Below are 16024 nucleotides of genomic sequence, written 5' to 3' on the forward strand. Positions count from 1 at the left end.
GCCAGCTACTGACTGTCCCATCACCCGGACACTTTTGTCCCAGTGGTCGGGCACTTTTGTCCCAACTGGCGTCCCGTCCCAGCGAGAGGAGGGGTGCCGGTACGCCCACGGGCGCGCCCGNCCCTCGAGGGCACCCCGGCGCGCACCGGCACCCCAGTTCCCGCCGAACATCAACAGAGAAATATGCGAAGTGACAGATGGGCCAGGCACCGCTGTCACGCCCGGCGGCGCGGCCCCTACCGGCCCCTACTCCACCGGGATCTGGACGATCCAGCCCTCGGGCGCCTCCACGGTGCCGGCCTGGATGCCGGTGAGGGTGTCGCGGAGCCTGGTCATGACGGGGCCCATCTCGTCGGCGCCGCCGTTGAACACCACCTCGTGGTCGCCGGCGACGATGCGGCCCACGGGGCTGATCACCGCGGCGGTGCCGCAAAGGCCGCACTCCACAAAGCCGTCCACCTCGTCAAAGCGCACCGGGCGCTCCACGACCTCCATGCCGAGCATGTCCCGGGCCACGGAGACGAGGCTGCGGCGGGTGATGGAGGGCAGGATGGAGTCCGTGGCGGACTGGGGCACCACGAGGCGACCCTCCCCGTCCACGAACAACACGTTGGCGCCGCCGGTCTCCTCCACGTAGGTGCGGGTGGCGGAGTCGAGGTAGAGGTTCTCCGAGAAGCCCCTCTCGTGGGCCTTCTCGTAGGGGTAGAGGCTCATGGCGTAGTTGAGGCCGGCCTTGATGTTGCCGGTGCCGTGGGGCGCGGCGCGGTCGTACTCGGACACGCAGATGGTGATGGGCTTCACACCGCCCTTGAAGTAGGGGCCCACGGGCGTCACGAGGATGCGGAACTNGTACCTGTCGGCGGGGCGAACGCCGATGACCTCGCCGGTGGCGAACATCATGGGGCGCACGTAGAGCGTGGCGCCGGAGCCGAAGGGAGGCACCCAGGCGGCGTTGGCGGCCACGACCTGCCTCACGGCGTCCACGAAGCGGTCCTCGGGAAACGGCGGCATGACGAGGCGCTCGGCCGAGTCGGCCATGCGGCGGGCGTTGAGGTCGGGGCGGAAGCACACGATGGAGCCGTCCTCGGTGGTGTAGGCCTTGAGGCCCTCGAAGCACTCCTGGCAGTAGTGAAGGATGCCCGCGCACTCCGAGAGCGTGACGGTGTNGTCGGCNGTGNGCCCGCCCTCGCCCCAGGCGCCNTTCTCGTAGTCGCAGACATAGCTGTAGTCGCAGGGCTGGTAGCTGAAGGTGAGCTCGCCCCAGTCGATGTCCTTCTTCTCCATGGCAGGTCCTCTCGTTTGCCGGCTTCGGGCCATTCTACGGCGCCGAGCCGCCCCCCGACGGGCCCCGTCACAGAGGCGCAACCATGGCCTCGGCNGCAATGGGGGGACCATGGCCCNGGTCGCTATACTAGCCCCGTGCCACCAGACGCCCGGCAGCAGGGAGGACCATGCGCAGCTTCAAGAACGACTACTCCGAGGGGGCCGCCCCCGAGATCCTGGCGGCCCTCGTGGACACCAACGGCGAGCAGACCGTGGGCTACACCGAGGGCGACCCCCACACCGAGCGGGCCCGGGCCCTCATCCGCGAGGCCTGCGGCCAGCCCGACGCCGCGGTGGAGTTCTGCGTCGGCGGCACCAGCGCCAACCTCATCTGCGTGGCAGGCATGCTCCGTGATTTCGAGGGGGTCGTCTGCACCCCCGACGCCCATATCAACACCCACGAGACCGGGGCCGTCGGGGCCTGCGGGCGCACGGTGCTCCCCACCCACGACGGGGACGGATTCCTCTCGGTTGAGGAGGCCGAGCGCGTCTGGGGGTTCCAGACCAGCTNCGGGCGCCACATGACCCGGCCGACCCTGGTCTACATCACCGACTCCACCGAGTTCGGAGGGGTGTGGGACCGCAGGCGCTTCGACGAGGTCTGCGACTGGGCCGAGGGGCACGGCTGCAAGGTCTATGTGGACGGTGCCCGTCTGGGGGCTGCCCTGGAGTCGCCCGCCAACGACCTGTCGCTGGGCCACATGGCCAGCCGGGCCGACGCCTTCACCATCGGGGGCACCAAAAACGGCATGCTCTTCGGCGAGGCCGTGGTGATCCGCGACCCCGACCTGCGGCGGGACTTCCCCTACCTGCAGAAGATGCGCGGCGGCCTCATGGCCAAGGGACGCCTCCTGGGGGTGCAGTTCGAAGCCGCCTTCGAGGACGGCCTCTANTGGCGCCTNGCCCNACANGCCGACGANTNCGCNCTCNCCCTGCGCGACGGCCTGATGGCCGCCGGCTACGAGCCCTACCTGCGANGCGACACCAACCAGCAGTTCTTCACCGTGGATGCCGGGCTCGCCCGTGCCCTCGAGGACGCCTGCGGCTGCGAGATCTTCCTCACCCTGCCCGACGGCCGCCAGGTGGTGCGCTTCGTGTGCTCCTGGGCCACCGAGACGGCCGACGTGGCGGAGCTCGTCGCCTTCTGCTCCGAGATGCCCCGGTGAGCGCCTCGGGCAGAGGGGCCGGCGGGTTCCTCGGCACCCGCCCGGGCCTGGCGGTCGGGGCCCTCGCCTGCTGCCTTCTCTGGGGAAGCGCCGTGCCCGGGGTCTCCCTGGGCTACGGCCTCTTTGGCATCGGGAGCGGCGACGCCGGGGGCCAGATGCTCTTCGCGGGCGTGCGCTTCTTCCTGGCGGGCGCCTGCATCCTGGCCTTCCGCTGGGCCCAGGCTGGGGTCCCTCCCCTGCTCGACCGCGCCGGCGCCCACAGCGCCGCCAAGCTCTGCCTCACCTGGACCGTGGGGCAGTACACCTGCTACTACCTGGGGCTCGCCCACGCCACCGGGGTGTCGGCCTCGCTCATCCAGGGGCTCGAGGTCTTTGTGGCGCTGGTGGTGGGGGCCTGCGTGTTCCACACCGAGGCCCTGACCGGGCGCAAGGTGGCCGGGTCCCTCGCCGGCGTGGCCGGCCTCGCCCTCTTCAACTGGGGCGGCGCCATGGGCTTCTCCCTCGGCGGGGAGGGGCTGCTCGCCCTCGCCACCGTGTTCGCCGCCGTGGCGAGCGTCCTGGCCTCCCGCTACTCCCGCGAGAGCGACCCGGTGCTTCTCGCCGGATGGCAGGTCGTCATGGGAGGGGCCGCCCTCGCCGCCCTCGGCTGGGCCCTCGGCGGCCGCCTGCCGCCCACCGGCGCCGGCGCCTGGGCCGTCCTGGCATGGCTCGTGGCCGTCTCGGCCGTGGCCTACACCGTCTGGAGCGTCCTTCTGGCATCGCACCCGGTAAGCNCCGTGGTGGCCTACAGCTTCACCCTGCCGCTTTTCGGCGTGGTCATATCCCTTCTGACCCTGGGCGACCAGGGGCACCCCCTGGGTGCGGCGGCCCTGGCCTCGATCGCCGTGGTNTNCCTGGGCATCTGGCTCGTGGAGACCCCNGCCAAGGGNCGGCGCNGACCCCGGNGCCTATGATGGGAGGTCGCAACCGCACGTCCCCTTCCATCCGAGGAGTCCCATGGAACCGCGCCTGNTCACCCTTTCCTCCCCCTTCGACGGCCTTGGGCTCTCCTGCGCCGAGACCGTGCCCGAGGGACGCCCAAAAGGCCTCGTCCAGATCTCCCACGGCATGGAGGAGCACAAGGAGCGCTACTACCCCTTCATGGGATGGCTGGCCGACCACGGGTTCGCCTCCGTGATCCACGACCACCGGGGCCACGGGGCGTCCGTGGCGAGCAGCGAGGACCTCGGGTTCTTTGGGGACGAGACGGGCCGGGCCATCGTCGGCGACCTCCTCTGCGTCCAGGAGCACTTCGAGGCGGCCCACCCGGGGCTCCCCCTGGTGCTGTTCGGCCACTCCATGGGGTCGCTCGTGGTGAGGAGCCTGATCAAGGACTCCGACGACGCCGTCGACGGCCTCGTGGTGTGCGGGGNCCCGGGGGACAANCCAGGCAAGGACGCCGCCATGGTGCTGGTGAACGCCCTCTCCATGGTCAAGGGGCCCCGGGCCAAGTCGCCCCTCGTGAACAGCCTGGTCTTCGGGGGCTACGGCNAGGGGCTCCCCGGCGAGCACCCCCTGCGTTGGCTCTCCGCCAACGAGCGGAACGTGCGGGCCTACGACGAGGACGACCTCTGCGGCTTCGTGTTCACCCTCAACGGCTACAAGAACCTGCTCTCCCTCGTGCGCGACGTCTACGACATCCACGGTTGGGCCGTCAGCCGCCCGGACCTGCCCATCCTGTTCATCGCCGGCGCCGACGACCCCGTCACCTNGGGCNAGAAGGCCTGGAACGACGCCCAGGGATTCCTGCGCGACCGCGGCTACCGCACCGTGTCGGGCAAGCTCTACCCCGGCATGCGCCACGAGATCCTCNACGAGGAGGGGGCCNAGGAGGTGTTCGACGACGTCCTGACCTTCGTCGAGGAGGCCTGCGGCGTGTAGCAGACCGCCACAGGTTTTTGAAATGGGACCCTTGGTGGTATCGGCCTTACAAAAAGGGTTCACAAATGAAAATCGCACTGTAAAATGGGGCCACTGACATACCTGTCCGCACCCTATGGGAAGAGGCACCCCATGAAGTGCATCAACTGCGGCCACGACGTCTCCGACCAAACGGGCTTCTGTCCCACCTGCGGGTCCGAGCTGCGCTTCGACTTCTCCCTGCACCGCCACCCCATCCAGCCCGACCTCGACACCCCGGCCCCGAGCGGCGAGGCCTGCGCCTTCGACCGCTCGGCCGACCGGGCCCTCATGAAGCGCGGCATCCGCATCGCCAACATGGTGTGGGCCGCCCTGGTGGTGTTTGCCGCCGTATGCCTGCTCATCCTGCTGTGAGCCGCACCGTCCCTGCCGAGACCTTCCACCTCACGGTCAACGGGCTGCCCCAGGCGGCCCGTTTTGCCAAGGAGGACATCGACGGCGCCCTCAGGCCCCTGGCCCACCGCATCCTCCTGGCCGGCCCCGGCCCCGTGCTCGTGGCCGGGCCGCCGGGNTCGGGCAAGACGACGGTGGCCCTGGTGCTCGAGGAGCTCTGCAAGGCGGAGGGAAAGAGGGTCCCCGCCCTGTCCATGGNCGGCTTTCACNGGTCCAACGCCTGGCTTGAGACCCATGGGCTCCTGAGGCGCAAGGGGGCACCGGAGACCTACGACTTCCCCGGCCTCCGCCGTGCCCTCATCCATCCCGACCCCTGGCCCGCGTATTCCCGGGTTGCCCACGACGTGGTGGGAGACACCGTGGCCGTGACCTGCCCCACCTACATCGTGGAAGGCAACTACCTGCTCCTCGACGAGGAGCCTTGGCGTGGCCTGGCGCCCCTCTCCCCCCTCACCGTGTGGGTTGAGGTGGACCCGGCCCTCCTCAGGGAGCGCCTGGTGGGCCGCAAGGTGGCAGGGGGCATGGCCNGCCNNGACGCCGAGCGGTTNTTCGAGGCGTCNGACTCCCTCAACGTGCGCCGATNCCTGGAGCGGCGACTGCCCGCAGACGTCGAGCTGCGGCTCACGCCCGCCGAGGAGCTCTAGAGCCCCAGGTCGAGGGGCCAGGCGGCCAGCGTCTCGTCGGCNGCGGAGGTGTCCNGCCGGATCTGCGAGNCGGTGAAGGCCACGACGTGGAGGCCGGCGGCCTTGGCGCTCNCGATGCCCACCGGGGAGTCGTCCACAGCGATAGCGTGGGAGGCGTCCACCCCCAGGAACGACAGGGCCAGCAGGTACGGGTCGGGTGCCGGCTTGCGGCGCTCCACCATGTCGCCGCCCACCATGGCGTCGAAGCAGTCCATGGCGCCGATGCGCGACAGGCCGTAGGCGAGGTCGCNGGCGGCCGTGGTGGAGACGACGGCACACTTGACGCCGGCGGCCCTGAGCGAGCGGACGCACTCGAAGGCCCCGGGGAAGACCGCGATGTCCATGGAGCGGTAGCTCTGGGAGCTGGGGCGGCGCCGGGCCTCGAAGTTCTCGGCCGTCAGGTCGGGGCGCCCGTGGTTGGCGAGGATGGCCTCGACGGACGCCTTGCCGTCGGTGCCGCAGACGGTGTGGGCCTCCTCCAGCGGCACGTCGAGNCCGAGGGACCGGTAGGCCTCGAGGTCGAGCTCGATGCCGAGGGGCTCGGTGTCGGCCAAGGTGCCGTCGAAGTCGAAGCAGACGGCCTCGATGGTCTCAGGACGCATGGTTCCTCCCAGGGGTCNCGGGTTGCTCGGGTTGCTCGGCACCCTTGGCCNGGCGCTCGCGGTACCAGGGNCAGNCGTTGGAGATGAGCNCGGCGGTGAATATCAGGGCGAAGCCGAGGGTCAGGCGCCCCGACAGAATCTCGTGGCCGGCCACGACGGAGAAGAGGACGCCCGCCGGCGACTCCAGGCAGGCGAGGAGCGAGCCCTCCGCCGGCGGCACACGGGTGAAGGCGTAGTTCATGGCGGCGAGGCTCACNAACGAGCACACGACGCCGAAGTAGACGAGCTGCAGGACCAGCGGCGGCGTGAAGGTGGCCGGCGACGGGACGGGCTCGAAGACCGCGAGCAGCGCCGACAGGCCGAACATGGCGATGAACTGCCAGGCCGTGAGGGCCCAGATGTCGAGCTCGCCGCCGCAGCGCGCCACCTCGACGAACTGCAGGGCGAAGAGCAGGGCGCACACCACGGTGAGGACGTCGCCGAAGTTGACGAGGCCACCGCCGTCGAGCCCCACGAAGCCGAGGCCTGCCAGGCACACGGCGGCCGCCGCGAGGTCCCAGCGGTGGGGTCGGCCCNTGCCCATGGCCCAGGCGATGAAGNGGACCATGACGACGTAGCTGCCGGTGATGAAGGCGCTCTTGCCGGGGGTGGTCATGGTGAGGCCCACGGTCTGCACCGCGTAGCCGCCCCACTCCCACAGGCCGAGAAGCAGCCCGACGCCGATGGTGCGGCGGTCGAGGTGCGCGCGGACGTTCTTGGAGAAGACGACGAGCATGAGGACGGCGGNCATGCCGAAGCGGATGGCGAGGAGCCAGAAGACCGGCAGCGACTCGGTGGCGTCCTTCATCATGAACGCCGATGACCCCCAGATGACGGCACAGGCCACGAGCATGAGCTTGGCCGCCGTCGGCGACGAGACGGCGCGAAGGAAGAAGCCTGCGGGTAGGGCCATGGTCCTCCTTGTACATGGGGTGCGAGGTCGACGTCCCAGTATAGCGGGGACCCGCGACGACACGGCGTGACAGAGGTGCCTGGCCCATCTGTCACTTCGCATGTTGCGATGCTGATGTGCTGGGCGGGCGCGTGCGTGGTAGGCAGCATGTGCGAGGTGGGCGGGTGGGACCCGCCCCGCCCGCTGCAGCGACGGACGCGAAAGGCGTAAGCGCCGCGAATGCACCGGGCGGCGACACGAGAGCCACGATGCGCAACGCCACTGGCACGAAGGCCCCTCAAGATTTGGCGCGAGAGGTCCTCGATGCGCGATAAGCCTGGCACCGACAGCCGTCAGTGCGCGATTTGAGGCCCGAGAAGCCCGTTTTCCGCGCAATGGCGGTGCTTGATGCCAGCGGAACCGCACACTGAAGGCCCTTCGCGCAAAACCGCGCGCCACGCCGCCCCCGCAACCCCTACCGCAGCACGGCCACCAGCTCCCGGACCGTCCCCGGGTCCACGCAGGGCAGCCGCTCCGGCCCGCAGCCCGGTACCGAGAAGTCCACACCGTGGGCCACCGCCGCGGCGCCGGGAGCGGTCACGAATCCAGAGCAGGACGAGTGCACCTGCCCCACGCCCGTCTCGGCCACGAGGGCCGCCGCGTTGCCCGGGCGCACGCCGGATCCCGGCAGGACCTGCACCGCCCGCCCCACGCAGCCTGCAGGTGGGCGATGAGCCCCGCGCCCTCCGGGGCCGTGGGCGCCTGGCCGCTCGTGAGCAGGCGGTCCACCCCCGCACCGGCGAGGATGGCCGTGGCCCCGTCGGCATCCAGCACCAGGTCGAAGGCCCGGTGAAAGACGGCCTCCGCCCCCGCTGCATGGGCCCGGCCCACCACCNCGCGGACGCGTGCGGCATCCACGGCGCCCTCGGGCGTCAGGCAGCCGAACGCCACCCCGTGGGCACCGGCTGCAAGCAGGGCGTCCACCTCGGCCAGGAGCTGGGACCAGTCGGCATCCCCNTAGCAGAAGCCACCGGCGCGGGGCCTGGCCATGGCCACGACCTGCAGCCCCGTCATCCGACGCACCGCCTCCACGGCGGCCACGGCCGGCGTGAGGCCGCCTAGGGGCAGTGCCGCGTTGAGCTCCACGCGCCCGGCGCCGCCCTCCTCGGCCGCAAGGGCGTCGGCGACACCCCCGCAGCAGACCTCNACGGTTATGGGACGGTCAGGCGCGGCGCTGCTNACGGCGGCTCCTCTCGGCATGCAGGCGTTCACCCAAGGGTAGCCGACCCGCCGTGCGACGGCACCGCCCGCTACCGACAGAAGCGCCCGCGACCGTGGCCCCTTCCACCACGGCGGCGACCCTCGTCGGCCTTGGTGGGCGCTGACCAAGAGCCGTCCACCGCACCGCAGGACCTAGCCTGGGCCACGGCGCCGGCAAAGGAGTCGAACGCCGCCCAGGTGCCGGTCTCGTCGGCCGAGTAGCTCGTGGCCATGGCCGGCCGGATGCCCATGGACGCGGCGTGGGAGGCAACGTCGATATTGGCCCCCAGGAACNGGAACTCCCAGCCCTCGCGCTCCTTGCCCTCGATCATCNNCTTGACCATGGGATAGGTGAAGCTGCCGCTGGCGTTCTCCTCGCCATCGGTGATGATGGCGAANGTGGTGTGGTCGGNCCTNAAGCNNTCGGGCAAGTGNCTCTGNNCAAGGGCNACGCGCTCGATGGTGCGGCCCACAGCGTCGAGCAGCGCGGTGCAGCCGCCGGGGACGTAGTCGGAGCGCCTGAGCGGCTCGACGGTCTCGATGGGTACGCGGTCGTGGACGACCTCGAACCCCGTGTCAAAGAGCACGCACGTGACCCAGGCGCTCCCCTCCCCCGTGCGGTTGCGGTCGAGCACGGAGTTGTACCCTCCCACGGTGTCGGCCTCGAGCCCGGACATGGACCCGCTCTTGTCGATGACGAACACGAGCTCCTCGTTGTGACCCTTCATGACTGGCTCCCTTCTGGGGCGGCGCCCCGTCGACTGAGCACAGCCTACGGGGCCCCGGTCNGGCGGAGGTAACCTGCCGGGCGACATCGCGCCGCGGCAACGTGTGACAGCGGTGCCTTGTGACAGCGATGCCTGGCCCATCTGTCACTTCGCATATTGCCTTGTTGATGCGGGCGGTCAGGCGCCGAGGAGCCGCTGGTCGTAGGCGTAGAGGGCCTCGTTGATCTCGAAGATGTCGTAGCGGCCCTCCTCGATGAACCACCGCACGATGACGTCTGCGGCCGACGACGGGCTGAACGCGTAGCCGGCGCGCGCAAGGAGGGTCTCGGCCTGGGCCAGGGGCAGCTCCAACGCCACGGCGAGGGCCAGGACCGTGGGCTTGCCCGGGCGGTAGTCGGGGTTGGAGCNAATCTTGGAGAAGTGCTGCCGGCTCATGTTGGCGCGGTGGTACACGGCGGAGTCGGCGAGGCCGCGCTCGTCGATGAGGTCGAGGAGCGTATCAGAGAAGCCCTTGTCGAGGGAGGCGAGGCGCCGGGAGAGCAGGTCCTTGACGCAGTGCCGCCGCTTCGGCGGCACTGCGGCGTCCCGGGGAGTCGCGCAGGGGGCCGCCTGCGGCATCGCGGGCGCCGCCTGGGGAAAGAAGGCGCCCGTGTCCCCGGAGGCCATGGAGCGGTCCAGGTCCNGCGACGACCCGACGTCGACGCCCTGCTCGGCGAGGTAGGCCGTCAGGCCGGGGGGCAGGGTCCGACGCAGGGNCGCGGGCTCGTCGAGAAGGACGAGGGAGACCGCGAGGGAGTCGTCGGTGTCGGCGAGATAGCCGGTGATGGCCCCGGTGGCCAGCTCGAGGGCGGTCTCNNGCGGCATGCCATAGATTCCGGCGGAGATGAGGGGGAAGGCCACCGACCGGTCGCCCAGCGAGGACGCCACGGCGAGGGCCGACCGGTAGGCCGAGGCCAGGAGCTCCCGCTCTCCGTGGCGGCCGTCTTGCCACCGCGGGCCCACGGCATGGATCACGTGCCCGACCGGCAGCCTGAAGGCCGGGGTGGCCACGGCCGNTCCCGTGGGGCACGGGGCCACGGCACGGCAGGCGGCGTCGAGCTCGGCGGGGCCGGCCGCCTCGAAGATGGCCCCGCACACGCCCCCACCGGGGGCCAGCCGCTCGTTGGCGGCGTTCACCAGGGCGTCCGCCGGGGTCTCTGTCAGATCGCCATGGCGCAGCTGGAACGGCATGGGGCTCCTCTCGGACGGCAGGGGGCTGGTTTGCATGGTGACAGATTGTGGGCGCCGGAGCAGGACCCGGAACCCCCCCCCCGGCACCCGGCATGCCCCGGGCGAGGTCGTTTGGTGGTTTTTCATTCACGGATTCATGTAAACCACCAAACGGGCACTCGTTTGGTGGTTTTAGGGCTCCACTCCCAGAGAAAAGTACCAAACGGCCAGCGCGGCATGTGCAAACCGCTGCAAACTCGTGCNAGAAAAAAGGTCGGAGGGCAGACACACCCTCCGACCTGCGATTTCCCTGGAGCCAGTTATCGGACTCGAACCGATGACCCCCGCTTTACGAGAGCGGTGCTCTACCAACTGAGCTAAACTGGCGCGACCTCGTAGTATACGGGCTCACCCCCGGGATTTCAACCCCGGCCGTCAAAGCCTGGTGAGCACGCCCCTCAGCAGCGCCTCGAAATCCGCCCCGTGGCCCTCGGCATAGGAGAGCACGGTCTCGTGGGAGACGCCGGGCGCCCCTGCCTTGTTGGCCGACAGCGTAACGCCCAGCACCTCCATACCCAGGGCGTGGGCCAGCACCACTTCGTTGACCACGGACATCGCCGTGTAGCTGGCGCCGCAGAGCGCCATGGCGCGCGCCTCGGCCGGGCTCTCGAAGCTCGGGCCGGAGATGCCCGCCAGCACGCCCTCGGAGAGCTCGACACCCTGGTCCCCGGCCACGGCCTTGGCCACCTGGCGCAGGTACGGCGTGTAGGCGTCGCTCATGTCCACGAAGGCGTTGTCCACGCCACGCAGGGCCTCGTCGCCCACGAGGGGGTTCTGGCCGGTGAGGTTGAGCTGGTCGCTCACAAGGCCCAGGCCGAGCGGCGCCTGGCCGTCGATGGCGCCGGCCGCGGCGGCGAACACGATGTCACGGCAGCCCAGGTGGTGCGCGTGGCGCACGAGGCTCGTCACCTCGCGCACGGAGTAGCCCTGGTACAGGTGCACGCGGCCCGGGTAGACCACCACCGGCACGCCGTCGAGCGTGCCCACGGTGGCCTCGAAGCTGTGGCCNGCCACGGGGCGCGCCCCCGCGGGGAAGCCGTCGATGTCGGCGTACGGGATGCGGCGCACCGGCTTCACGAGCCTCGCCACCGACCCTAGGCCGCTGCCCAGGCAGATGGCCACGGGATGCTCCATGGTGGGATGGCAGCGCTCGACCGTCTTCTCGTCTGTCACGAAAAACCCCTCCTTCACGAGCAGGTCGCAGGCGATGCCGTCGCCTGCCACAAGGTTGCCGGAAAACGTGCCGTCGTAGACACGGACCCTGCCGCAGCTGGGGCTCTTGGCCTTGAGCACGCAGAAGGCCGGCCGCACGCGCCGCGCCGTCTCCAGCGTGGCCCGGGCGCCGGCCTCGAACTCATCGGTAACGTCCTGGCCAGACTCCAGGTACACGCGGCCGTCGCGGATCTCGGCCGGCGGGCGCGGGATGGGCAGCCCCCCGGCGCACTCCGGGCACACCGGGTGCGCGGTGACGCCCGGGCGCGAGCAGNGCCCGATGACCCCGTCAACGGGCTTGGCGCCCCCGTCATAGCGACAGGGGGCGCCAAGAAGACAGTTGCTCACCAGGATGTCCATGGGTCAGCCAATCGGAAGAGCGGCCTTACGACACCAGCTCCCCGATGGAGATCGAGGCGTTGGCGAGCAGGCCGTTCACGTACTGGCTCCACGTGGCCGACTGGCTGCTGGCCTGCTGCGAATACTGCTGGTAGGCCACATAATACGCCGTCATGGCCTGGTCGTAGGTGGCGGAGTCGGCCGAGAAGCTCTGGTCCTTGAGGGCCGCGTAGTACGGGCCGTCCTCGCGGGCCCAGGTGCCCTTGTCGGCGTCCCACTCGTCGCCGAGCAGGCCCACGATGTACTTGCCGTAGTCCGCGGTGGCGGCGTCCTCGGAGCCCTNGGCGGGCTCGGCCGGGGTCTCGGGGGCCTGGGCGGAGTCGTCGGTGCCCACGACCTTGTCGTAAAGGCGCTTGACGCCGGCGGNCTGGCGCACGACCTCCTTGACCTCGTCCTCGCTCATGCCGTAGGTGGCTGCAAGGCTGGCATAGTCGTCGGTGCCCAGGGTGTCCTTGGCGTAGGTGGCCATGTCCTCGTCGGAGACCTCGATGCCCTCGGCCTTGACGGCCACGGCGAGCACCTGGTTGCGGGCGTAGTCGAGCACGTTGTCGGCGGAGGGCATGGTGTAGGTGCCGTCGTCCTGCTTGGCGGCGTCCACGCCCGTGGCGGCCCCGAGGGCCTGGCGCGCGGTGATGGAGTGGGTCTGGCCCTGGTAGACGTAGGAGCCCACGGTGCTGTCGAGCTCGCCCTCGGAGAGCGTGGTCTTGCCCGTCACGGCGCCGCCGGCAAAGCCGCCGAGCAGGAACTTGCCCACGAGCACGCCGATCACGGCCGCCGCGACGACGCAGACCGCGAACACCGGCACGGTGAAGCGCTTCTCGGCCGGCTTCTTGGGGGCCTTGGCCTTGCCGCCCTTGTCGTCGCCCAGGGACGACAGGTCGCCCTTCTTCTCGTCTGCCATGAGACGGATCCCTTCTCCTCGGTCATGTGCATCGATGCAATGCGATGATTTTGACAGGTTCTGTATAGGAAACCAAAAACTCCCTTTAAGTGCGAGGGGAACCACAACCCTACACACGTGCCCTGACGGCTTCCGCCACGGCGTGCCCGTACGCGGCGCAGCCCGCGGCCCCCTCGGCGGAGCCGGTGAGGGCGCGGCGGATGTCGGCCGTGACGCTCGTTCCCTCTGCCAGCACCTCGCGCACGGCGTCGCGCACGGCGTCGGCGGCGCCGGGCTCCCCCAGGTGGTCGAGCATCATGGCCNCCGAGAGAANCAGGGCCGTGGGGTTGGCCATGTCCTTGCCGGCGATGTCGGGCGCCGAGCCGTGGGTGGCCTCGAAGATNGNGCACTCGCTGCCGATGTTGGCGCCNGGGGCGAGCCCCAGGCCGCCGATGAGGCCGGCGCAGAGGTCGCTCACGATGTCGCCGTAGAGGTTGGGCAGCACGAGGACGTCGAAGTCCGCCGGGTCGCACACGAGGCCCATGCAGCAGGCGTCCACGATGCGGCACTCGAAGGCGATGTCGGGATAGTCCTCGGCCACGCGCTCGGCCACGTGCATGAACAGGCCGTCGGTGGCCTTCATGATGTTGGCCTTGTGCACGCAGCACACCCTCCTGCGGCCACGACTGCGCGCGTACTCGAAGGCATAGCGCACGATGCGCTCGGAACCCTCGGGCGAGATGGGCTTGACCGAGATAGCCGAGGAGGGCCTGATGGCTCCGGGCATGCGCTCGTTCACCGAGGCGATGATGTGCCCCGCCTCGGGGGTGCCGGCCTCAAACTCCACGCCGGCGTAAAGGTCCTCGGTGTTCTCGCGCACCACCACGAGGTCCACGTCGCGGTAGCGACTGCCGTCCCCGGGCATGGAGAGGCACGGCCGCACGCAGGCGTAGAGGTCGAACGCGCGGCGCAGGGCCACGTTGATGGAGCGGAACCCGGAGCCCACCGGGGTGGTGGTGGGGCCCTTGATGGCGACCTTCGTCTCGGCGACGGCCTCGAGCACCGAGTCGGGCAGCGGCGTGCCGCACTCCTCGTAGACCTGGGCCCCCGCGCGCTCGCGCCTCCATCGGACGTCGACGCCGGTGGCGGCGACGACCTCCTCCATGGCCGCGGCAATCTCGGGGCCGATGCCGTCCCCGGGGATGAGGGTGACGTCGTGGGTCACGGGACTCTCCTCTCTCTCTGCTCCGCGGGACCGTCAGCGGTCGGCCTTGGCGGCCTCGACGATCTCCTGGGAGTAGGCCTTGATGTAGGGTAGCGTGGACTTCTCGGCGTCGAACGAGACGCGCTCGGCGAGGGCGTCGCGGNCGTCCTTGGGCGCCGGGCCCTGGGCGAACGACACGAGGGCCACGAGCATGTCGCGGTACTCGGGATCGCCGTGGAAGCACTGGACCGCCTCGTCGAGGACGGGCCANACGCGCCCGGCCTCCTCGGCGCCCCCGAGGCCGGCCTGGACGATGAGGCGGAAGGCGGCGAGGCGCACCATGGAGGAGTCCTCGTCGAAGAGCGACGCCTCGGCGCTCTCCACGGCGGCGGCGCAGGCCTCCTTGTCCACCGCGGCGAGCGAGGTCAGGGCGGAGAGCACCTCCCAGCGGGTCTGGGCCTCGGGGCGCTCGAGGGCGTCGCAGAGCTCCTCGACGTGGGACGCCACGGCCGCGGGGTCCTCCGCCGCGAGGGCGGCCACCGCGTGGGCGGCGTCCTGGCGGGCGCGCCTGCCGGGGGCGGAGAGGTCCTCGATGAGCTTCTCGATGTCGTTGTCGGCCATGGGTAGGCCCTCCTTTCTGGGCGCCTCGGTGCCGGCNCCCCGCAATCTGTCAGCGGCGCTTCTCGGGGTCGGAGACCGACATGAGCTCGGGCTCATCGGACTCCCCCTCCCCATCGGGCCTGCGTCTGGCCCAACCGGTGCCGGTGGAGGCGGTCCTCTTGGGCCGGGGGTGGCGGCCCTTCCTGGTGTTGAGGCCCAAGAAGCGGTCGTGGGTGACCCACGGGCCCACGGCCTCGCCGTAGCCCATCTTGAGGCCGGCGATCACGCCGCCCAGGCAGCCGACGGTGCCGAAGGCGAGCACCGACCAGCCCGTGGCCCAGACGAGGGCCGAGACGAGGATGCCGGCGGCGTAGGCGACGGCGTTGTACTTCCAGTAGGTCTTGCGGTCGGTCACTTCCTCGGCGAGGCGGCTGCCGATGCCGNAGCCCAGCACGATGCCGAAGATGGCGAGCATGAGGCCCACCACCGCCNTGGCGANGCCGTCAGTGCCCATGGCCCTCCCCGGAGCAGCCGCAGCCGTCGTGGCCGTGGTGGTGGCCGCCGCAGCAGCCGTCGCCGTGATGGTGGCCGCCGCAGCAGCCGTCGCCGTCGCCCTCGTCGTCCAGGGCCGCGTGGGACCAGTCGAGGCCGGCCGCCGCGGCGTCGGCCTCCTCCTCGTAGAGCACCTCGANGGCCTGGGTGCCGAGGTCGGCCCCGCCCACGGCCGCCAGGGTGCGGTACAGGGTGCCCACGGTCTCGGCGCCGGGGAGCGCGAGTCCCTCATCGTCGGCGGCCTCGACGGCGAGGCCGAGGTCCTTGGCCATGTGGCACACCTTGAACCCGGGCTTCCAGTCGCCCTCCTCCATCTTGGCGGCGAAGGCCCCGAGGGCGCGGGTGGCGCCCATGCCGGAACCCACCATCTCGCAGACCTCCCCCACGGGCAGGCCCTGGGCGCGGGCGAACGCCACGGCCTCGCAGGCGCCGACCATGGCGCCCGCCAGCGAGACCTGGTTGCAGAGCTTGGCCGCCTGGCCGGCGCCGGGGCGCCCGAACCAGAAGATGCGGCTGGAGAAGGCCTCCAGGGCGCCCAGCAGCGGGGCCGCCTGGGCCTCGGTGGCGCCGGCGATGAGGGTGAGGGTGCCCGCCTCGGCGCCCTCCTGGCCGCCGGTGACCGGACAGTCGAAGGCCGTGACGTCCATGGCCGAGGCGGCCTCGGAGAGCTCCCGGGCGAGCTCCGGGCGCGATGTGGTGAGGTCCACGAGGAACGTGCCCGGCTCGGCGGCGGCCAGGAGACCGTCGCGGCCCAGGTACACCTCCTCGACGTCCTCCGGCATGCCCACCATGGTGAAGACCGCCTGGGCACCCTCGCAGGCCGCCGCGGGGGTGGGGGCCCACCGGGCGCCGGCGTCCAGGAG

14 protein-coding genes and 1 tRNA gene are annotated in these 16024 nt (G+C 70.9%); 4 read left to right on the top strand and 11 right to left on the bottom strand.

Annotated features, from left to right (window positions below; genetic code table 11):
• Positions 1 to 246 precede the first annotated feature (246 nt).
• Positions 247 to 1317 carry a branched-chain amino acid aminotransferase gene (locus JX283_RS05350; RefSeq protein WP_204829661.1) on the bottom strand — a complete coding sequence of 357 codons (1071 nt, stop codon included), beginning with the start codon at positions 1315 to 1317 and terminating at the stop codon, positions 247 to 249.
• A 134-nt stretch (positions 1318 to 1451) separates the two neighbouring features.
• Between JX283_RS05350 and JX283_RS05355 the strand changes: the two genes are divergently transcribed.
• The 4 genes from JX283_RS05355 to JX283_RS05365 all read left to right on the top strand — a co-directional run bounded on the left by JX283_RS05355 (position 1452) and on the right by JX283_RS05365 (position 4802).
• Positions 1452 to 2489 (top strand): low specificity L-threonine aldolase, encoded by a 1038-nt coding sequence (locus JX283_RS05355; RefSeq protein WP_204829662.1) that lies wholly within the window; start codon positions 1452 to 1454, stop codon positions 2487 to 2489.
• Positions 2486 to 3442, top strand: coding sequence for a DMT family transporter (locus tag JX283_RS08485; RefSeq protein ID WP_239652482.1), 957 nt, complete (start codon positions 2486 to 2488; stop codon positions 3440 to 3442). Before JX283_RS05355 ends, JX283_RS08485 begins: the two co-directional genes overlap by 4 nt.
• Before the next feature lie 43 nt (positions 3443 to 3485).
• Positions 3486 to 4409, top strand: a complete 924-nt coding sequence (locus JX283_RS05360; RefSeq protein ID WP_204829663.1) for an alpha/beta fold hydrolase — start codon at positions 3486 to 3488, stop codon at positions 4407 to 4409.
• Between the two features lie 132 nt (positions 4410 to 4541).
• Positions 4542 to 4802, top strand: a complete 261-nt coding sequence (locus tag JX283_RS05365; protein ID WP_204829664.1) for a zinc ribbon domain-containing protein — start codon at positions 4542 to 4544, stop codon at positions 4800 to 4802.
• Positions 4803 to 5481: 679 nt separating this feature from the next.
• Here JX283_RS05365 and JX283_RS05370 read toward each other — a convergent pair.
• From JX283_RS05370 to JX283_RS05410, 10 genes are all read right to left on the bottom strand, one after another.
• Positions 5482 to 6126, bottom strand: a complete 645-nt coding sequence (locus JX283_RS05370) for an HAD family phosphatase (protein WP_204829665.1) — start codon at positions 6124 to 6126, stop codon at positions 5482 to 5484.
• Positions 6116 to 7078 carry a DMT family transporter gene (locus tag JX283_RS05375; RefSeq protein WP_204829666.1) on the bottom strand — a complete coding sequence of 321 codons (963 nt, stop codon included), beginning with the start codon at positions 7076 to 7078 and terminating at the stop codon, positions 6116 to 6118. The genes JX283_RS05370 and JX283_RS05375 overlap by 11 nt, the downstream gene beginning before the upstream one ends.
• Before the next feature lie 454 nt (positions 7079 to 7532).
• On the bottom strand, positions 7533 to 7658 hold the full coding sequence (locus JX283_RS08630) for a hypothetical protein (protein WP_255533456.1): 126 nt from the start codon (positions 7656 to 7658) through the stop codon (positions 7533 to 7535).
• A complete protein-coding gene (locus tag JX283_RS05380) occupies positions 7655 to 8329 on the bottom strand; it encodes a copper homeostasis protein CutC (RefSeq protein ID WP_204829667.1) in 675 nt (224 codons plus the stop codon). The genes JX283_RS08630 and JX283_RS05380 overlap by 4 nt, the downstream gene beginning before the upstream one ends.
• An 893-nt stretch (positions 8330 to 9222) precedes the next feature.
• Positions 9223 to 10311: a macro domain-containing protein gene (locus JX283_RS05385; protein ID WP_204829668.1), complete on the bottom strand. Its 1089-nt coding sequence runs from the start codon at positions 10309 to 10311 to the stop codon at positions 9223 to 9225.
• Positions 10312 to 10565: 254 nt separating this feature from the next.
• Positions 10566 to 10641: transfer RNA gene (locus JX283_RS05390), tRNA-Thr, on the bottom strand.
• Positions 10642 to 10689: 48 nt separating this feature from the next.
• On the bottom strand, positions 10690 to 11886 hold the full coding sequence (locus JX283_RS05395; protein WP_204829669.1) for a 2-thiouracil desulfurase family protein: 1197 nt from the start codon (positions 11884 to 11886) through the stop codon (positions 10690 to 10692).
• Positions 11887 to 12935: 1049 nt separating this feature from the next.
• Entirely contained in the window at positions 12936 to 14030 is a 1095-nt protein-coding gene (locus JX283_RS05400) for an isocitrate/isopropylmalate dehydrogenase family protein (protein WP_204829670.1), read from the bottom strand.
• A 33-nt stretch (positions 14031 to 14063) separates the two neighbouring features.
• A complete protein-coding gene (locus JX283_RS05405) occupies positions 14064 to 14630 on the bottom strand; it encodes a hypothetical protein (RefSeq protein WP_204829671.1) in 567 nt (188 codons plus the stop codon).
• A 482-nt stretch (positions 14631 to 15112) separates the two neighbouring features.
• Positions 15113 to 16024: NAD(P)-dependent oxidoreductase (locus JX283_RS05410; protein WP_204829672.1), on the bottom strand; the 912-nt coding region annotated here is incomplete at its 5' end.

Source organism: Olsenella sp. CU969 (assembly GCF_905219715.1).
Taxonomy (GTDB): Bacteria; Actinomycetota; Coriobacteriia; order Coriobacteriales; family Atopobiaceae; genus Granulimonas; species Granulimonas faecalis.